The organism is Mammaliicoccus lentus (assembly GCF_002902755.1).
Classification (GTDB): domain Bacteria; phylum Bacillota; class Bacilli; order Staphylococcales; family Staphylococcaceae; genus Mammaliicoccus; species Mammaliicoccus lentus.
Map to the genome: position 1 here is coordinate 1 of NZ_PPRS01000078.1, position 1005 is coordinate 1005.

Annotated in this window: 1 protein-coding gene; it reads left to right on the forward strand. The window is 22.4% G+C overall.

The features are described from left to right. Nucleotides 1-182: 182 nt before the first annotated feature. Nucleotides 183-1005: glycosyltransferase family 2 protein (locus CD135_RS12895; RefSeq protein WP_142382262.1), on the forward strand; the 823-nt coding region annotated here is incomplete at its 3' end.

Consider the following 1005-nt stretch of genomic DNA (forward strand, 5'->3'; position numbering starts at 1 on the left):
GTTTTGTAGTTTAATATTAATATTGGTAATAAATAAGGTAAAGAGAAAGAACTTTAAAATAAAATATATAAATTGCAAATTAAAATAATAAAAACATACATTATAAAATGAAATTGAAACTTTAGAAAAAATGTGAAATATATTTAATTATAGAATTATTTATTCAAATAGGAGAGGGAAAAATGAATGACTTAACTATAATTATAACTTATTATGATTCCGAAGATTATATTAGTGATTGTATTAATAGTGTAAAGAATCAAAGGGTGCAAGATTTCGATATTATTATCGTAAATGATGGATCTAATGATGAATCTACTAAAATTTTGATGAGAGAATTAGAAAGTTATAATAAAAAGATTAATTATATTAATTTAGATGGTAATTATGGCCATGCTAAAGCTAGAAATATAGCTATGGAAAATGTGAAAACCCCATATTTTATGTTTTTAGATGCTGATGATCAATTAGCTACATACGCAATAGGATTTTATTTGGAAAAATTAAATGGATTAGATAGTTTAATAGCTCCTATTCATAAGTTTACATTACAAAAACCGCAGTATATAAATCAAAATGAGGTGATTGTTAAACAATTAAATTATAATACAAACCCTAATTCATTTTTAAGAAAAAATACAGCATGTAATATGATATTTAAAACATCAATAGTTAGAAAATTTTCAATAAAATTTAATGAAAATATCCAAATATATATCGATAATTCTTTTTTACTAGATTACGCTTCACATGTTAAAGAATTTGTTAGAATTTTCAACTTCCCATTCTATCATCGCGGTGAAATATATGACCCTTTTAAAACTCAAACATTAACTGCTCAAGAGTTCGATATATTATTTAAAGATTATGCAGAAAGTTTTTTTGATTCTTTAAAACGTACTAATAATAAATTACACATAGAATTTTTATGTAATAAAATGAAAACAAAAATTATGAAAGAATTTAACCCTCTACAGATAGATATAAATAAGAGGTATAAAGTAC